This window comes from Nitrospirillum pindoramense, from assembly GCF_007827955.1.
In the GTDB taxonomy this organism is placed as follows: Bacteria; Pseudomonadota; Alphaproteobacteria; order Azospirillales; family Azospirillaceae; genus Nitrospirillum; species Nitrospirillum amazonense_B.
In genome coordinates this window covers 216,765-233,905 of record NZ_VITR01000002.1, presented here as the reverse complement: position 1 = coordinate 233,905, position 17,141 = coordinate 216,765, and the positions used below count along the sequence as shown (strand labels likewise).

The window sequence follows — 17,141 nt, the reverse complement described above, 5'->3', positions numbered from 1 at the left end:
GTTCTTGCGGCGGACATCATCCGGATTGGTTTTGGCGGGCTTGCTGGCGGCGGCGGTTCCGTGTGGTGCCGCCTGGGCGGCCAAGGCGCCGGAACAGACGGGCGGGCCCGACCCGCTGGCCGCCTTCGTCGCCGGCAAGGTGGCGCAAGGGGCGGGGGACTGGACGGCGGCGGCCGATTTCCTGGCCCTCAGCCTCAAGTCCGACCCCGATGACCTGACCCTGCTGCGCCGCGCCGTGCTGATCAATGTCGGTCTGGGCCGCACCAAGGTGGCGCTGCCGCTGGCCAAGCGCCTGATTGCGGCCAAGGATGGCAACCCCGTGGCCCTGACCCTGCTGGCGGCCGACGCCGTCGCGGCGGGGGATGAGCCGGGCGCCCTGCACGCCATCGACCTGCTGCCCAAGGATGGCTTGGGAACCTTCATGCGCCCGCTGGTGACCGCCTGGGTCAAGGCGCGCAAGGGCGACTGGCCGGCGGCCAAGGCGGCGCTGGAACCCTTGGAGGCGCAGCCCAGCTTCCGGGCCATGGCGGCATTGCACGCCGCCCTGATCGAGGACCTGGCCGGCCATGAGGAGGCTGCGCGCACCTGGTACGCCCAGGCGTCCGATGGCGGCCAGGTGCTGCGCGTGGCCATGCTGCGCGCCAATTTCGAGATGCGCATGGGCCACGCCGACCTGGCGCAGGCGGCGGTCGCGGCCATCCTGCAGGCCGATCCCCGGGGCCCCATGGGCGATGCCGCCCGCGCCCTGCTTTCCCGTCCGCACCCCGGCCGCATGGTGGCCAACGCCACCGAAGGCCTGGCGGAGGCGCTGTTCGACGTGGCGGCGGCCATCAACCAGGAAAAGGTGGCGGAGGTGGCGCTGCTCTACGCCCGCCTGGCGCTGCACCTGGACCCGTCGCTGGCCCCCGCCCGCATGCTGGCGGGTGAGACGCTGACGGAATTGGGCCGCGACCCGGAGGCGGCGGCCGAATACGCCGCCGTCGTCGCCGACCTGGGCATGAAGACCGGGGACAAGGCGGATGTGGGCCTGTTGTGGGCCGCCCGCCTGCGCCAGGCCGACGCCCTGGCCCGCCTGCAAAAGACGCAGGAGGCCGCAGGCATCCTGCGGGCGATGGCGGCGGAGCGGCCCGACCGCAGCGACGCCCTGGTGCGCCTGGGCGACCTGCTGCGGGCCGACCGCAAGCTACCGGAGGCGCTGGCCGCCTATAACCAGGCCATCGAGCGCCTGGGCGGACGGCCCGGCGGCGGCGACTGGTTCCTCTACTACGCCCGCGCCACGGTGCAGGACCAGATGGGCCATTGGCCGGAGGCGGAGTCGGACCTGCTGCGCGCCCTGCAACTGCAGCCCAACCAGCCCGGCGTTCTGAACTACCTGGGCTACGCCTGGTCGGAGCGCGGGGAGAAGTTGGACCAGGCGCGCCAGTTGCTGGAACAGGCGGTGAAGCTGAGGCCCAACGACGGCGCCATCATCGACAGTCTGGGCTGGGCCAAGTACCGCGCCGGCGACATCCCCGGCGCCGTGGACCTGCTGGAGCGCGCGGCGGAGCTGAAGTCCCGCGACCCGGCCATCAACGACCATCTGGGCGACGCCTACTGGGCCACCGGCCGCCGGCTGGAGGCGCACTACCAATGGCAGCGCGCCGCCCGCGAGAACCCGGAGGACAGCCTGAAGGCCGCGCTGGATGAAAAACTGAAGCGCGACCCCGCCGCTGCGCAGTAAACCCCTGCCCCCCAAGATTTGTTGAAGGACCAATCCCCGTGACCACGGTAAGTGCCGCCGCCGCCGCCAAGCTGAACCTGTACCTGCACGTCCTGGGCAAGCGGCCGGACGGCTATCACGAGCTGGACAGCCTGGTGGTGTTCGCCACCGCCCACGACCTGATCACCGTGACCGAGGCGCCGGGCTTCAGCCTGGCCATCGACGGCCCGTTCGGCAGCACCCTGGTGGCGGAGGGTACCGGCCGCAACCTGGTGTCGCGCGCCGCCCATGCCCTGGCGGAGGTGCTGGGCCGCGACCCGCATGTCGCCATCCGCCTGACCAAGAACCTGCCCGTGGCGTCGGGTATCGGCGGCGGCTCGGCCGATGCCGCCGCCACGCTGAAGGCGCTGGCCCAGTTGTGGGGCGTGCCGCAGGACGATTCCCGCCTGGTGGAACTGGCGCCCACGTTGGGTGCCGATGTGCCCGTGTGCCTGTTCGGCCGTACCGCTTACTTTGGTGGCGCGGGGGAACAGGTGGTGGCGGGCCCGGCCCTGCCGCCGGCGGCCTTGCTGCTGGTGAACCCGGGTGTGCACATGCCGACCAAGGATGTGTTCGCCGCCCGCACCGGGGCCTGGTCCTCCGCCGGTCGGCTGGAGCGTGATCCCGTCGATGTCGTGGACTTCGCCCAGTTGCTGCGGGCGCGCGGCAACGACCTGGGGGCCGCGGCCGAGAGCCTGTCGCCCGCCATCACCGATGTGCTGGCGGCCCTGGACGCCACGCCGGGCTGCCTGCTGGCCCGCATGTCGGGCAGCGGCGCCACCTGCATCGGCCTCTATGCCGATGTCGAAGCCGCGGCGTCTGCCGCGGCGCTGATTAACCGTGTGCGCCCCACCTGGTGGGTCAAGGCCACCGCGTTGCTGCCGGAGGTGCCGCCGGCCGAGGTTGTGGCGGAATGATTTCCCGCCACGTGGGGCGTCAGTAACGCACCAAGCGTGCCAGCAGGTCGCGACTGGGCCAGCCGTCCGGCGGTGGCGTGGATTCATCCCACCGTGCCGGGTGCGTCACCTGATAGGCCAGGATGGCGTTGGCGGTGTGGGCGCCCATGCGGCCATCCGCCGGCGCCGTCAGATACCCCAGGTCGCGCAAACGCCGCTGGATAAGCCGCAGGCCGTCCCGGTCGACGGCGGGGGGCGGTGTGCGCGGTTGCCCGGGCGCCAGCTTGGGCGGTGGCTTGGCGGTGGCGGGGTCCTGCGTCTGCGCCGCCAAGGCCACACCCACCAGCTCCGGCGCCCGCCCGCCCCGCCGCAGCCGGGCCAGGGCTTGGCCGGCGGCGGTGTCGCCCTGGGCGGCCGCCCGGGCGTACCAGCGCGCGGCACCGGCGCGGTCGCCCGTCCGCTCCGCCAGCGCGCCCAGGCGTGCCAACGCCAGCACCAGGCCGCCCCGGGCGGCGCGGCGGTACCAGGCGCGGGCCCTGGCGCCATCCGGCGGCACGTCCACCCCCTCGTCATACAGCAGGCCCAGGGTGAACTGCGCCTGGACGTCGCCCAGCTTGGCGGCGCAGCGGTACCAGGGAAGTGCCGCCGCCACGTTCTCCGGCCACCCCATGCCGCCGGCCTCGATCATGCCCAGGGCGGCGCAGGCCTGGCGGCGGATGGCGCCGTCCCGCGCGGTGGCCGCCAGACGGTACCAGGCGCTGGCGCGTGCCACGTCGGCAGCCCGGTCGAACGGGACGTCGCCGTAGGCGTCGGCCAGGTCCAGCTGTGCCTGGGCGTCACCGCCACGGGCCCGGCTGTCCAGCGTCATCAGCGCGGCGTCGGCCTCCTTCGGCGGCGATTCCGGCAGGGGGGGTGACGCCAGGGCCGCGCCCGCCAGCATCAGGGCCAGCAGCCCGGCGACAGCGGGCGGGGTTAGCCTCAGCGCGGGGCGGCCGGCTGGAAGGGGCAGGATGAACGGCATGGGACGACCGCATGGGAAGGGGGCCGTCATAGTGCCATGTCCGGGCCGGCGTGCCAGCGGCGACGCGAAGGGCGATTTGGGGCGTTGCGTCCGCCGGGCTTTCTGATTATGGTGCCGCCCTCCCTGACGGGAAGCCCGGTGATGGGGCGTCGCCAAGCGGTAAGGCAGCGGATTTTGATTCCGCCATGCGGAGGTTCGATCCCTCCCGCCCCAGCCATCTCCCTTTCTTTTGCGTAATTCATGATGTGGCGCGCCTGGGGTGCGCTACCTGCGGTGGCATTATTGCCCAGCGCCCCGGTGTCATTGGCGACGGCCCCAGCCAATACTCCGCGATGCTTTGAAAAGGCGTGCGCGGAGCGTCCGCTGTCAGAATTTGTCAAATTTTATGTATCGCCTGCGGCCCTTCCAAAGTAATATTGCCGCAAGGATAGGTTTTCCCTACGCGGGCGCCATCCCGAAGGGTAGCGGGATATTGAATTGGCACCGGTATCGGCCATGATATCCTGATAGGTAAGGTTGTGCGCCAGCGGTCTGGGAGAAGGGGCGGCGATGCGTTCCACCCCCCGGTTCGCGGTGCATGCAGCCGTTTTGCGTTACTTGGGGGCTAAGCGCGTCGGCCCGTCCGTGGTGGAATGAGATGCGCGCGCTAGTTGTTGGCCGGGGCGTTGGAAGCCCGCGGTTGCGGAGATGAAATGAATCGTCCGAATGCGCCAAAACGGGATTGGGTGCGGGTGAAGCCCGGCGAACGCCCCGTGGCGTTGCCTGAAAAGCCGGAATACGACGATCAGAAGTTGCTGACCCTGTTGCAGTCCGCGAAGCGTGAACTGCAGGGCTTGCGCCTCATTCATCTGCATTTGTCCCTGCTGAAGGACAAAAGTAACCTCGACCTGCTGTCCATCAAGCGCGCGATGCAGGAAACGGCGGATAATTCCTCCTACCTGCAGGTTTTCAATCTTTCCAACGATGACGTCATCGTCCTGTACAAGGGCATCAAGTTCTCCCTGATCAGCGATGTCTGCTCGAAGATCGAGAAGCTGCTGCTGTCGCGCACGACGATGACGAAGCAGAATCCCTACCGGGAAGACAGCCTCTATTCGATCATGGAGCTGTCGCTCAACTTCGTGAACGTCATCCGCTTCATCGAGGGCCTGCAGAAGGGTGAGGGCGGCGACGCCCCGGTGGAGCAGACCAAGCCCCCCATCACGCTGGAGGAGCTGGGCAAGATCGAACGCGCCGTGCAGATGTTCGACCTGTCGCCCTTCATGCTGAACCAGCCGGTGGTGAACATCCAGAACCCCACCGAGAACGAGCACGAGTATTTCGAGCTCTACATCGCCATCAAGGCGCTGGAGGAGCGGCTGTCGCCTGGCTACGACATCACCGCCAACCGGTGGCTGTTCAGCTATTTCACCTCGCAGCTCGACCAATCCGTCCTGCGCGCGCTGAACTACGGCGTGGATTTCCTGCGCGGCAAGCGGCTGGGCCTGAACCTGAACCTGTCGACCATCCTGTCGGCCAGCTTCGTGAAGTTCGACGAGCGGCTGACGACGGACCTGCGCGGCAACGTCATCCTGGAAATCAACAAGACCGACCTGATCGAGAATGTCTCGATGTACAAGGAGGTCGTCGATTTCGCCGCCACCCGCGGCTACAAGATTTGCATCGATGGCTTGAACGACTTCTGGGTCACGCACATGGACCTGGAATACATGGCCTGCGATTACGCCAAGATCATCTGGTCCCCCGACATGGAAAGCATGAGCGAGGAGGAGATCGACGCGTTGCAGGAAAAGGTGCGGCAGCAGGAAAACTGCCGGTACATCCTGGCCCGCTGCGGCACCGTTTCCGGCCTGATCTGGGCGGAGAAGATGGGCATCAGCCTGGTGCAGGGCCGCGTCATCGACAACATTCTGCGCAAGGGCGTGCTGGTCCGCGACGCCCTGAAGACGGCGCAGGTGATGAACGACGACTGAGCCGGTCCATTTCGGAAAGGCCCGTTAAAACGAGATTATCGCCGCGCCGGCAAATCTGTGTCACCTTCAGCCCCGTAACGGGCGTCCGGTCGCGGCCGGGGGCGAGGCCAAGCCCCCCCAGGTCGATAAGGGGGCGCCTCCGTTTGGGGCGGAACTGACCGGAGACGATGTTGGCACGTGACTTCCCGGCGCAGGCGGTGGATGCGGAGGATGGCGCGGGCGAGGGTGCGACGCCGGCCGCCGGGGCGCCCGCCGCCGCCGCAAGCGAGGCGCACGCCAGCCGCAGCACCCACTTCCTGTTTGAGAACAAGGTCTTTTCCGTTCCGGGCGCCTTCTTCTCCTTCGCCTATGACAGCAACGAGGCGGTCTACAACGTCCAACTGGGGGATGTGTGGGGCAAAATCCCGTTCCGCACGCTGCGCGAGGCCTTCGGCATCGACGACACCAGCTCCGACGCCGTCTTGCTGGGCGTGGTCGAGCGTAGCCTGAAATACGTGAAGACCATCCGTCCCGGCGACAGCATCCCGCGTGAGCTGTTGGACGGCACCGCGTCCTGGCGGGTGGAGGACAGCCACCTGCAGATCGCGCGCGGCCGCATCACTGTGCAGCTGGTGTCGTGGATCACGGGGAAGGAAACCCTGGTCACCGACCGCGGCCAACTGGAACAGGTGGTCGAGGATCCACAGACCAAGCAACGGGCGCAACAGGCCTTCAGCGAACTGGCCCGCCGATTCGGCATCCCCGAGGAACGCAAGCAGGAGATCGTGGACAAGGTCGAGTCCATCGCCCGCGAGCTGTCCTATATCGAGGCGTTGCGCGACCGTTACCACCAATTGCAGCAGATCATCACCGGCCTGGGGCAGGCGGGACGCATCTACAAGACCGACCGCCAGATGCAGTCGGACCTGTCCCGCATGATGGCCCTGGTCAAGCAGCCCATCCTGGATTTCGAGGATATCTTCGCCCAGCTGGACGCCCAGACCGGCGAGATCATGGCGGTGCTGAAGTCCTATGACAGCCAGGTGTCCTTCATCCGCCGCATGCGTGACGAGCTGCACACCCGCCTCATGCTGTGGGACGACGTGATCTATGCCTGGGATGGGGAGCCGGTGGAACGGGGGCCGGAGTTGGAGGCCCGTCTGAAGAAGACCTACCATTTCCTGGCGCAGCACTTCCTGGTGACCAAGGTTTGGCAGCGGGGGGCTTGAGGCGTCACCCGCCCGCCCGCCGATAGGCCGTCAGCGGCCCTCGCGCCGCCAGCCCAGCACCAGCAGGGCCGCCATCGCCAGCAGCGCGATCCAGGCCGGCACCAGCGGCACCCGGGCCACGCCCGTAACGGTGTAGTCGCCGTTGGCCCGCAGGCCCAGCCAGCCGCTTCCGGCGGCGCTTTGCCCCGGGTCCACGCGGCGCAGGTCGGGCAGGCCGCCATTGCCGGACCGGTCCACCAGCCAAAAGACGCCCCCGCCCGTGGCCTTGGCCAGGGGGGCCAGGCGGTCGGGTGTGGTGCGCATGTCGGCCAGCTCTGGCGGGTTCAGCGCGCCGACCACGGCCAGCGCCGTCCTGTCGCCGTCCTTCACCCGCCACAATCCGGGCTCGGTCGCCTCTAGGCTGCCGCGCGCCACACCATCGGGGCTGTCGACCAGGGGCAGGCTGGTGACGGCGTCGCTGGGGGACCGCACCTCCACCGGATCGGCGTCCGGCTTCAGCGAGCGGCGTTCCACCACCAGGCGGTCGCCGTCCACATGGGCCTTGAGGTCTTCCTCCTCCAGCGCCGGCTCTTTCATCAGCCAGTGGGCCAGGCGGCGCAGCAGCTCGGCAGCGGGTCCGCCACCCTCGAAGCCGCGCGACCATAGCCACATGTGATCGGACGCGATCTGGGCCACGCGGCCCTTGCCCACGCGGTCCAGCACCACCAGCGGCTGGTTGTTGGCGCCGGTCATGACCACCGTGCCCTGGCGCGGCACGATGTCGATCTGCCGGAACCAGCGGCCCCAGGGCGCCTTCTGTTGTCCGGCCTGTGCGGGAGCCGTGTCGCCATAGCCGTCCAGGCCGGCGGTGACCGGGTGGCGGCGGCCGGCTTCGGTCAGGGTGGGGGTGAAGGGCTGTTCCGTCACCGTGCCCGTGGGCTCACCCGGCAGGATCGCGCCCAGGGGCGTGCGGTACAGCGACAGCGGCGTGGCATAGGCGGGGCCGCTGGCCTCCAGGAAGGCGCCGCCGTTGCGCACATACTCCGCGATATTGGCCAGATAGCCCATGGGCAGGACGTTGCGCTGGCGATAGCGGTCGAAGATGACGAGGTCGAAGTCGTTCAGCTTCACCTCGAACAGCTCGCGGATGGGGAACTGGATCAGCGACAGCTCGCGGATGGGCGTGCTGTCGGATTTCTCCTGCGAGCGCAGGATGGTGAAGTGCACCAGGTCCACCGCCGGGTCGGCCTTCAGCAGGTCGCGCCAGGTGCGCTCACCGGCATGGGGCTCGCCCGAGACCAGCAGCACGCGCAAGCGATCGCGCACGCCGTTGACGATGAAGGCGGTGCGGTTGTTGGCCATGGACAGCTCGGCCGGGCCGGCGTTGACCGACAGTTCCAGCAGGTTGGGGCCGCCATGGCCCACGGTGACGGTCAGGGGCACATCCTCCCCCACCGGCACCGGCACCTGACGTTCGGGCTGGCCGTCCTGGCGGATGGTCAGCAGGGCGCTGTCGGCCCCCTTTCCCGCCGGCAGGTCCTCCACCCGCACGGTGGCCGTGACCGTCTTGCCGACGATGCCGTAGCTGGGGCCGCGTACCAGCACCAGGCGGCGGTCGCCCTCGCCATGCTCGCCCGTCAGCAGGGTGTGGATGGGGCCCAGGTCGGCCAGGCTGTCCGGCTTGTCCGGCACGTCATGCACCTGCCCATCGGTCAGCAGGATGGCGCCGGCCAGGCGGCGGCGGGGCACGTCGGCGACGGCCTGGGTCAGGGCGTCGATGGCGCGGGTCTCCTCCCCCTTGCCGCCGGCGGTGGAGGTGCCGGTTTCCACCACCCGCAGGTCCAGGTCGGGCACCTGGGACAGCTTGGCCTTCAGTGCGGCCAGTGCTGCGTCCGTCCGCTCCTGCCGGTGGCCCACCTTCTGGCTGGCGGAGGTGTCGACCACCACCACGGCCACGTCCTTCAGCGGGTGGCGGTCCTCCCGCACCAGGGCGGGGTCCAGCAGCAGCAAGGCCAGCGCCGCCAGCGTGGCCACGCGCCAGGTCAGGCCGCGCGCCCGCCGCCACGCCATGAGGCCCAGGCCGAAGAGCGACAGGACGCCCAGCAGGATCAGCAGCCAGGGGGGCAGCAGGGGCTGGAAACTGACGCTGAGGCCGGAAAACAGGTTCATCATTGGCCCAGCCGCTCCAGAATCGCCGGCACATGCACCTGATCGGCCTTGTAGTTGCCGGTCAGGGCGTACATCACCAGGTTGATGCCGAAGCGGTAGGCCATCTCACGCTGGCGCTCCCCCCCGGGCACCACGGCGTTCAGCGGCCGTCCCTGCCCATCGATGGCCCAGGCGCCGGCCCAGTCGTTGCCGCCGACCAGCACGGGCGAGACGCCGTCGTTCACCCGCCCCTCCGACGCTTCCGCCCACACCTGGCCGCCGGCCTGCCGGCCGGGGAAATCCTGCATCAGGAAGAAGGTGCGGCTTAGCACATGGTCGGGGCCCACCGGGGCCAGGGGCGGCACGTCCAGGCCGTGGGTCAGGTCGCGCAGCCGCGCCTGGACGGCGCTGTCGGGCGCGCCCTGGTCGCGGGTGTCGAACAGGATCATGCCGCCGGCGTGCAGGTACTGGTTCAGCTTGGCCACCGCCGCGTCCGACAGGGAGGGCTGGCCCGGCGTCACCACCCAGTACAGCAGGGGGAACAGGGCCAGGTCGTCCTTCTCCACGTTCACGCTCATGGCGCCGGCCACCTCCACCGCCGTGCGGCGGTTCAGTTGTTCGCCCAGGCCCAGCAGGCCGGCCTTGGTGGTGGCGTCGGCGGTGCGGTCGCCCGTCTCGACGTAGGCCAGCCAATTGGCGGTGGTGGCCTTCACGATCTCACTGTCCGGTGTCGCGGCATGTCCGCGCGGGGCCGCCAGCACGGTCGCCAGCGCCAGCGCGGCCGCCGTCGCCCCCCGGCGCCAATTGCGGCCGGGCGACGGCCGCAGCGATGTGGGCAGCAGGCCGCGCACGAACAGCGACAGGAACAGGTCCGCCACCCACAGCGCCGCCGCCACGCCCAGGAACCAGGGGCGCAAATCCGTCTCCCGCATGCCGCCGAAACCCTGGTAGGTGACGCCGGCCAGGGTGGGCATGGGCACCAGCGGCGCCACCGCCCCGGCCAGGTTCAAGGCGCGGCGCCGATCCCCCACGCCGTAATAGCCCGGCGGGTGCAGCGGGCCCACCTGGACCTCCATCCCGTCCTTGCCCTCCGGCTCCAGCGGCTGAGCCAGGGCGGAAGGGGCGACCAGCCGGCCCTGGCCATCCAGCAGCATCAGGGGCGGCAGGGCGCCGCCGGCATTGCCGCCGATGCCCCCCGGCAAGCCGTCGCTGAGCGCCACCAGGCGCCGCAGCATGTCGACATACAGGCCGGACAGGGCCAGGTTGGACCAGGCGGGATCGGCGCTGGTGTGCACCAGGACCAGCCAGCCCTTGCCCCGCCGCTCGCCCGTCACCAGCGGCGTGCCGTCCTCCAGCCGGGCCCAGACCTTGTCGCCCAGGTCGGGGCCGGGCTCGGCCAGGACCTGGCGGCTGACGGTCACGTCGGGCGGCACCTCCAGCCCCGCGAAGGGGCTCTTGTCGTCGAAGGGCGACAGGTGGGCGGGCGTGGTCCACGACAGGGCGCCGCCCAGCGAGCGATCCCCCCCGCGCAGGCGGACGGGCAGCAGGGTTTCGGCGCCAATGGGTTCCTGCTCATGGGCAAGGCGGGTGCCGCCGAAGCGCACCAGGACGCCGCCCTGGTCGATCCACCGGCTGACGCGGTCCGTGTCGCTGTCGCTCAACGCGCCGGTGTCGGGCAGCACCAGGACGGACACGCCGCCCTCCAGCAGGGCGCGGATGGTTCCGCGCCGCACCTCGGCATAGGGCGCCAGCGCCCGGTCCAGATAATACAGGCTGGACAGCAGCGGCTGGCTGTCGCCGCCCGGCCCGGCGGTGGCCAGGCCCACGGGCCGGCGGCGCCAGCGGTCATCCAGCAGCAGGCTGGCGCCCACGCCGGTGCGCTCTTCCAGATGCAGGCGGACGGCGGCGTTGCGCAATTCACCGGGCAGGGTCAGGGGCAGGGTCAGTTGACGTTCGCCCGGGGCGAAGACGCCTTCGGACCGGCCCAGGGCGCGGCCATCCTCGCCCAGCGCCTCCACGGCGATGGGCTGGGCCTGCGCGCCCTCCGCCCGTTCCACCGGCACCATCAGGGCGCCGCCATCGGTGCGGGCATCGCTGTTGGGCGCCCGCAGCAGCAGGGGGCTGTGGTCGGCGCCGGCGGTCAGCACCGTGACGCGACCCAGGGCGCGCAACCGGCCGGCCATCGCCGCCACGCTGCCGTCGTTCAGGCCATCGGCCAGCCAGTAGCTGTCGGCGGCTAACCCCGCCAGCGGGCCGGTCTTCTGGGCCGTGTCCAGGGCCGCCAGGGCCGCCGCGCGGTCGCTGGGCCAAGGCTGCGGCGCCAAGGCCTGCACCAGGCGGCGGGCCGCCGTGGCGCTCATGGGACCCTGCACCTGGGGCGCCTGCCCATCGGCGCCGGCGGCGGTGGGCAGCAGCAGGACCGGGCGGTCCTGGCGTTCGGCCTGGGTCACCAGCCGGTCCAGCGCCTGTTGCCGCTCCGGCCAGTCGCGGCCGGCGGCCCAGCCGGTGTCGACCACCAGCAGCATGGGCGCGCTGCCGGGGGCCGGCGCCGCGTCCGGGTGCAGCAGGGGACGGGCCAGGCCCACGATTAGCAGGGCGCCCAGCGCCAGGCGCAGCACCAACAGCCACCAGGGCGTGCGCGCCGGCGTCTCCTCCTTGGCGGTCAGGCCCAGCAGCAGGCGCAAGGCGGGGAAGGTGACGCGCTTGGGTGCCGGCGGTGTCAGGCGCAACAGCCACCACAGGCCCGGCAGCAGGATCAGGGCCCACAGCACCAGCGGGCTGGCGAAGGCCATCAGACGCCCCCCTCATTCATATGCGCCACGCCGGAATGGGCGGCGGCACTGCGCAGGCTTTCCTGGGACAAGGCGCCCCACAGGCCCAACAGGGCGGCCTGCGGCGGCGTATCGGTGCGGTGCAGGGAGAAAGACCAGCCGCAGGCGCGGGCGATCTGGGCCAGGCCGGCGCGGTGGGCGGCCAGCCGCTCCCGGTACGCGTCGCGCAGGGCGTCGACCCGGGGCACCAGCAGGCGCCGGTCGCCCTCAATCGCCCCCGCCACGGACTGGAACTCCACCCGCCCGTCATAGGGCAGCGTTTCCTCCGCCGGATCGAGGATCTGCAGAAGGTGGCCGCGCACGCCATGGCCGGCATGGAAATCGACGGCCGCCTGGACGTCCTCCAGCGGCGACAGCAGGTCGCCCATCACCACCAGCCGCGCATGGCGGGCCAGCGGCTGGGCGGGCGGCACCGGCGGTGGCGGGGCAGGCTGGGCGCGGGTCAAGGCCAAGGCCAGCGGCTCCAGCGCCGGGCGGCCGGGCAGGGGGCGGGGACCGCCCATCAGGCCCACCCGCTCCCCGCCGCGTACCAGCAGGCAGGCCAGCGCCAGGGCCAGCAGGTCGGCGCGCTCGCGCTTCAGGGGCAGCTCCCGGTCCGACCGCCAGTCCATCGACGGGCCGGCGTCACGCCATAGCCAGACGGTCTGCGCCGCCTCCCACTCGTTTTCCCGGACGTAGACGTGATCGCCCTTGGCCGACTGGCGCCAGTCGATCTGGTCGGTGTCGTCGCCCTGCTGATAGCGGCGGAACTGCCAGAACGCCTCGCCCGTGCCGACGCGGCGGCGGCCGTGCAGGCCGGGCGACACGGTGGCCGCCACCCGTTCCGCCGCCACCAGCAGCGGTGGCAGGCGCTGGGCCAGCGCGTCGGCGCGGTCGCGCAGCCGACTGGCCGCCGGCGCCGGATTCGCCTGCACGGGATTTTGGGGGGCCTTTGGGGGGGCGGCGGACATCAGGCCAGCGGCGCGCACAGACGATCGATGACGGCGTCCAGGGTGATGCCCTCGGCCCGCGCGCTGAAGTTCAGCGCCATGCGGTGGCGCAGCACCGGCTTGGCCAAGGCCACCACGTCATCCCGCGACGGGGTGTAGCGGCCGTCCATCAAGGCCCGGGCGCGGCTGGCCAGCATCAGGGCCTGGGCGGCGCGGGGGCCGGGGCCCCAGGCCACGTGCCGCCGCACCTCCGCCACGTCACTGGTCTCGGGCCGGCCGCTGCGCACCAGGTCCAGGATGCCGTCGACCACGCTGTCGCCCACCGGCACCCGGCGCACCAGCTCCTGGGCCGCCTGCAATTCCGCCGCCGTCAGCACGGGCCGCACGGTCGCGGAGGCGGCGCCGGTGGTGGCGATCATCATCAGCCGCTCGGCGTCGCGCTCGGGATAGGTCACGTCCACCTGCAGCAGGAAGCGGTCCAACTGCGCCTCCGGCAGGGGGTAGGTGCCCTCCTGTTCCAGCGGGTTCTGGGTCGCCAGCACATGGAAGGGACGGGGCAGGGGGTGGTACTGCCCGGCCACGGACACGCGGCCCTCCTGCATCGCCTGCAGCAGGGCGGACTGCGTGCGCGGGCTGGCGCGGTTGATCTCGTCGGCCATCAGCAGCTGGGCGAAGACCGGGCCGGGGATGAAGCGGAAGGCGCGGCGGCCGTGCTCCCCCTCCTCCAGAACTTCGGAGCCCAGGATATCGGCCGGCATCAGGTCGGGGGTGCATTGCACCCGGCGTTCATCCAGGCCCAGCACGGTGCCCAGCGTTTCCACCAGGCGGGTCTTGGCCAGGCCGGGCACGCCCACCAGCAACAGGTGGCCGCCGGCCAGCAGGGTCACGAGGCTAAGGTCGATCACCTCTTCCTGGCCGAAGATGGCCTGGCCGATCATGGCGCGCACACTGGCCAGTTTCAGGCCGGTGTTTTCGATGTCCAAGGCCAGGCTCGCATCCGGGTAAACGTGGTCACGGGGCAGGTCGGTGATGCTCAACACGGGGTCTCCCAGGGAATGGTTCACCAGCAATGCCAAAAACGCCGGCTCCGGGCCTGTATGCCAGCCCCCTTTATGCTAGCTTTGTGGCCGAAATCGGAAAATTTTCCGGTCCACCCGCCTCGGCAGATAGGTCGAGGGGGTGGCCCATTCGGCTTGATGGTTGATTGCGTCATGACGGAAAGCAAGCCCGATGCCGGTTCCCAGGCCGGCCAGCAGACGGCCGGCACGGCCGCGCCCGCCGCCGAAGGCCCCGCCGATCTGGCCGGCTTAAGGGCGGCGGCGGCCCCGGACGGCGGGGCTTCTGACACCCGCCCGGACGAAGGCTACGATATCCGTATCGCCCGGGACGGCACCTGGTTTTACCACGGCAGCCCCATCGGCCGGCTGCCCCTGGTCAAGCTGTTCGCCACCGTCCTGCGCCGGGACGAGGCCGGCGACTATTGGCTGATCACCCCGGCGGAGCGCGGCCGCATCCGGGTGGACGACGCGCCCTTCGTGGCGGTGGAGATGCGGCGGGAGGGTGAGGGCCCGAACCAGGCGCTGTCCTTCCGCACCAACCTGGACCAGTGGGTGACGGCGGGGGCGGAGCATCCGATTCGGGTGGCCATCGACCCGGAAACGGGGGAGCCCGGCCCCTATATCCACGTGCGCGGCGATATCGGCCGCGGGCTGGAGGCGCGGCTGAACCGGCCCGTCTTCTATGAACTGGCCGATCTTGCCCTGGCCGGTGCCACGGAGGCGGGAGGGGGTGATGGACCCGCGGGGGTATGGAGCCAGGGTGTGTTCTTCCGGCTGGAGGCGGCGTGACCACGGCGGCGGCGATCCGCCGCGCCTTCGCCGGGCGCTGGCACGGGGCCTTCGCGTTCGAGGGGCCTGGCATCAACGCCCGGGGCGACCGCGATGGCAACATCCCGGACGCCGTGTTCGATGTCCCGTCGGTGCGTGATGCCGCCGTGCTGGTTCCCCTGGTCGACCGGCCCGACGGCATGACCGTGCTGCTGACCCAGCGCACCGCCCATCTGGCGGCCCATGGCGGCCAGATCAGTTTCCCCGGCGGCCGGGTTGAGCCGGAAGATACCGACGCCGTGGCGACGGCCTTGCGCGAAACGGAGGAGGAGGTGGGCCTGCCGCCCACCCAGGTGGAGGTGGTGGGGCGCCTGGACACCTACTACACCCGCACAGGGTTCCGTGTGGTGCCGGTGGTGGGCCTGGTCCAGCCGCCCTTCTTCCTGCAGCCCGACCCGTCGGAGGTGCAGGAGGTGTTCGAGGTGCCGCTGGCCTTCATTCGCGACCCCGGCAGCCGTCAGCGCCAGTCGCGGGAGTTCAAGGGCGCGCTGCGCCACTTCTGGGTCTTCCCCTACAACGAGCGCTACATCTGGGGCGCCACGGCGGGGATGCTGGTGAACCTATGCGATGTGCTGGGCGTGCCCGACTGATCCTGGCGCGCGCCGGTGGGGGCGTTGCCCCTTGATCATCGGCTTGCTAAACTTCCCTCAAAATACAACCATTAGGCGTCATGACTTCCGTCCGCTCCCTGGTGCCCGCTGGCCCCTTGGCCTCCGTGGCCAGCCGCCGCGTCCTGCAATCGCTCATGCGCACCGGGCAAGAGGCGCGATTCGTCGGCGGCTGCGTGCGCGACTGTCTGCTGGAGGTGCAGGCGGCGGACATCGACATCGCCACGCCGCTGCCGCCGGAGGAGGTGATGCGCCGCCTGAAGGCCGATGGCATCCGCGTCATCCCCACGGGCCTGAAGCACGGCACCGTCACCGCCATCATCGGCAGCGAGACGTTCGAGATCACCACCCTGCGCCAGGATGTGGAAACCTTCGGCCGCAGCGCCCGGGTGGCCTTCACCGACGACTGGCTGGCCGACGCCGCCCGCCGCGACTTCACCTTCAACGCCCTGTCGCTGACGGTGGATGGGGAACTGTACGACCCCTTCGGCGGCGTGCCCGACCTGACGGCGGGGCGCGTGCGCTTCATCGGTGACGCCGAGACACGCATCCGTGAGGATGTGCTGCGCCTGCTGCGCTTCTTCCGCTTCTACGCCCGCCTGGGCAAGGGGCCGCCGGACGCGGTGGCGCTGGACGCCTGCACCCGACTGGCGCCCCTGGTCAGTGGCCTGTCCGGCGAGCGGGTGCGGGAAGAGGTGTTGAAGCTGCTGGCCACCGACCGCGCCGCCGATGTCTGGCGCATCATGGTGGACCAGGGAATCATGGAGCATGTCCTGCCCCAGGCCATGGCGGTGGACCGGCTGGCCGCGCTGGACCGCCTGGAATGGATGGTGGGGGAGACGGAGCCGCTGGCCCGCCTGGCCGCCTTGCTGCCCGCCGGCCCCTTGGCCCACGGCGCGGCCGAGGCGGTGGCCGACCGTTTGCGCTTCTCCAACTTCCAGCGGGAACGGCTTAAGGCCATCGCCGCGCCGGCGGTGGATGTCCATCCCGAGCTGCCCTTCAAGTCGCGGCGAATCGCCTTGCACCGCCTGGGACCGGAAGTCTACCGCGCCGTGCTGCTGCTGTCGGCGGCGGGCATGGGCACGCCGGCCTTCGAGCTGTTCGAGCCCCTGGCCGAGGCATCCGCCTGGCGGGAAATCCCCTTTCCCCTGCGCGGACAGGACGTTTTGGACCGGGGTTTGCCACCGGGACCGGAGGTCGGCCGCCTGATGGCTGAGTTGGAACGCTGGTGGATCGCCCACGATTTCCAGCCCGACCGCGATGCCTGCCTGGCGGAGCTGGAGCGGCGGTTGGCCTCCATCCCTCGCCCCGCGAAGCAATAACGCCAGCGGCACGAGCCAGCGGCACGAGATGGTGACTCGTGCCGCTATAGGCCACGACCGTGGCCGCCGGAGCGAGCACCGCAGGGCGCAGCGAGGACAAGCCTGGGCGGACGGATGTCCGCCGCCCGGCGATTGAGGGAACGTCTAACGCGCCGCCTTCACGTCCGCCGCCGTGACCGCGTCGGTGTAGTGGTTGCCGAAGTGGGTGCGGACATAGTTCACCACCGCCGCCACCTGCTCGTCGTCCAGGAATTCGCCGATGGGCGGCATGGCGCGCTGGCCGTGCACCACCATGGCGACGGGATAGCCCGCCGCCTCCAGATTGGGATTACCGGCCAGGGCGGGATAGGTGCCGGCGCCGGTGGCGCCCTTGGCGTCCGGCATGTGGCAGCCCTGGCAGATGGCCTGGTACAGCGCGGCGCCGTCCCTCTGGCCGAAATGGCGGGGGCTGGCGAAGGCGGCGGAACTGGCGTCCGACGCCTGGGCGTGGGCGGCGTGGGGCAGCATGCCCGCCGCCCCATAAAGGCCGGTCAGCAGTGCCGTCAGGCCGGCCGCCTTCACCGTGAAAGACTTGAGGATCGTCATGGATGGTCTCTCGCGAT

The 17,141-nt window shown here is 70.7% G+C and carries 13 protein-coding genes and 1 tRNA gene; 8 read left to right on the top strand and 6 right to left on the bottom strand.

Going from position 1 to position 17,141, the window contains the following annotated elements:
* The first annotated feature begins 31 nt into the window (after positions 1–31).
* Positions 32–1,720: a tetratricopeptide repeat protein gene (locus tag FBZ90_RS28250; RefSeq protein ID WP_246130136.1), complete on the top strand. Its 1,689-nt coding sequence runs from the start codon at positions 32–34 to the stop codon at positions 1,718–1,720.
* A 38-nt stretch (positions 1,721–1,758) separates the two neighbouring features.
* Positions 1,759–2,655: a 4-(cytidine 5'-diphospho)-2-C-methyl-D-erythritol kinase gene (locus FBZ90_RS03645; protein WP_186455591.1), complete on the top strand. Its 897-nt coding sequence runs from the start codon at positions 1,759–1,761 to the stop codon at positions 2,653–2,655.
* A 19-nt stretch (positions 2,656–2,674) separates the two neighbouring features.
* Here FBZ90_RS03645 and FBZ90_RS03640 read toward each other — a convergent pair whose 3' ends face one another.
* Positions 2,675–3,655: a peptidoglycan-binding protein gene (locus FBZ90_RS03640; protein WP_186455590.1), complete on the bottom strand. Its 981-nt coding sequence runs from the start codon at positions 3,653–3,655 to the stop codon at positions 2,675–2,677.
* A 142-nt stretch (positions 3,656–3,797) separates the two neighbouring features.
* Between FBZ90_RS03640 and FBZ90_RS03635 the strand changes: the two genes are divergently transcribed.
* The 3 genes from FBZ90_RS03635 to FBZ90_RS03625 all read left to right on the top strand — a co-directional run bounded on the left by FBZ90_RS03635 (position 3,798) and on the right by FBZ90_RS03625 (position 6,836).
* Positions 3,798–3,872 (top strand) — tRNA-Gln (locus tag FBZ90_RS03635).
* A gap of 475 nt (positions 3,873–4,347) precedes the next feature.
* A complete protein-coding gene (locus FBZ90_RS03630) occupies positions 4,348–5,628 on the top strand; it encodes an EAL domain-containing protein (protein WP_145729670.1) in 1,281 nt (426 codons plus the stop codon).
* A 167-nt stretch (positions 5,629–5,795) separates the two neighbouring features.
* The gene (locus FBZ90_RS03625) at positions 5,796–6,836 is read left to right on the top strand and encodes a hypothetical protein (protein ID WP_145729669.1); all 1,041 of its coding nucleotides are present in this window, start codon (positions 5,796–5,798) and stop codon (positions 6,834–6,836) included.
* A gap of 30 nt (positions 6,837–6,866) precedes the next feature.
* Here the strand turns inward: FBZ90_RS03625 and FBZ90_RS03620 are convergent, their stop codons facing one another.
* The 4 genes from FBZ90_RS03620 to FBZ90_RS03605 are packed head-to-tail and all read right to left on the bottom strand — an operon-like array spanning position 6,867 to position 13,706.
* Complete coding sequence (locus FBZ90_RS03620; RefSeq protein WP_145729668.1) at positions 6,867–8,987, bottom strand: hypothetical protein; 2,121 nt, start codon at positions 8,985–8,987, stop codon at positions 6,867–6,869.
* The gene (locus tag FBZ90_RS03615) at positions 8,984–11,755 is read right to left on the bottom strand and encodes a DUF4159 domain-containing protein (RefSeq protein ID WP_145729667.1); all 2,772 of its coding nucleotides are present in this window, start codon (positions 11,753–11,755) and stop codon (positions 8,984–8,986) included. The genes FBZ90_RS03620 and FBZ90_RS03615 overlap by 4 nt, the downstream gene beginning before the upstream one ends.
* Positions 11,755–12,708: a DUF58 domain-containing protein gene (locus tag FBZ90_RS03610; RefSeq protein ID WP_246130135.1), complete on the bottom strand. Its 954-nt coding sequence runs from the start codon at positions 12,706–12,708 to the stop codon at positions 11,755–11,757. The genes FBZ90_RS03615 and FBZ90_RS03610 overlap by 1 nt, the downstream gene beginning before the upstream one ends.
* Positions 12,709–12,743: 35 nt before the next feature.
* On the bottom strand, positions 12,744–13,706 hold the full coding sequence (locus FBZ90_RS03605) for an AAA family ATPase (protein ID WP_416211147.1): 963 nt from the start codon (positions 13,704–13,706) through the stop codon (positions 12,744–12,746).
* A gap of 228 nt (positions 13,707–13,934) precedes the next feature.
* Here FBZ90_RS03605 and FBZ90_RS03600 point away from each other — a divergent pair, with 228 nt between their 5' ends.
* From FBZ90_RS03600 to FBZ90_RS03590, 3 genes are all read left to right on the top strand, one after another.
* Complete coding sequence (locus FBZ90_RS03600) at positions 13,935–14,570, top strand: DUF1285 domain-containing protein (protein ID WP_145729665.1); 636 nt, start codon at positions 13,935–13,937, stop codon at positions 14,568–14,570.
* Entirely contained in the window at positions 14,567–15,199 is a 633-nt protein-coding gene (locus FBZ90_RS03595) for a CoA pyrophosphatase (RefSeq protein WP_420872581.1), read from the top strand. Before FBZ90_RS03600 ends, FBZ90_RS03595 begins: the two co-directional genes overlap by 4 nt.
* An 80-nt stretch (positions 15,200–15,279) precedes the next feature.
* Complete coding sequence (locus FBZ90_RS03590; protein ID WP_145729663.1) at positions 15,280–16,539, top strand: CCA tRNA nucleotidyltransferase; 1,260 nt, start codon at positions 15,280–15,282, stop codon at positions 16,537–16,539.
* Positions 16,540–16,683: 144 nt separating this feature from the next.
* Here FBZ90_RS03590 and FBZ90_RS03585 read toward each other — a convergent pair whose 3' ends face one another.
* Positions 16,684–17,124 (bottom strand): c-type cytochrome, encoded by a 441-nt coding sequence (locus FBZ90_RS03585; protein WP_246130134.1) that lies wholly within the window; start codon positions 17,122–17,124, stop codon positions 16,684–16,686.
* Positions 17,125–17,141: the final 17 nt, after the last annotated feature.